Here is a 280-nt window from a genome sequence, read left to right as displayed (position 1 = left end):
CGACCCATCCAACCGCCATCACCGGTTAAGAGTGTGCAATGCACATAATTCGCCGAGTCGGATGCGAGGAAGACAGAATGGCCGTCTAAGTCATCAGGCTGGCACCAACGGCCCGCGGGACTGCGTTCAAGAATGAAGCGCGCGCGGTCCGGATCGTCCTGCAAAGCTTGGGTGTTGTCGGTGGCGATATAGCCGTGTGCGATGGCGTTGACGTTCACGCCTTTGCCCGCCCATTCGTTGGCCAGAGCTTTGGTTAATTGCCCGATTGCGCCTTTGGATG

The 280-nt window shown here is 58.2% G+C and carries 1 protein-coding gene; it reads right to left on the bottom strand.

Translation table 11 applies throughout. The features are described 5' to 3' along the window. Nucleotides 1–280: SDR family oxidoreductase (locus AB9F29_RS22505; RefSeq protein WP_369757326.1), on the bottom strand; the 280-nt coding region annotated here is incomplete at both ends.

The organism is Falsihalocynthiibacter sp. S25ZX9, assembly GCF_041205405.1.
GTDB classification, from domain to species: domain Bacteria; phylum Pseudomonadota; class Alphaproteobacteria; order Rhodobacterales; family Rhodobacteraceae; genus Falsihalocynthiibacter; species Falsihalocynthiibacter arcticus.
The sequence above is the reverse complement of the archived record's forward strand: the minus strand, read 5'-3'. Positions and strand labels throughout refer to the sequence as shown.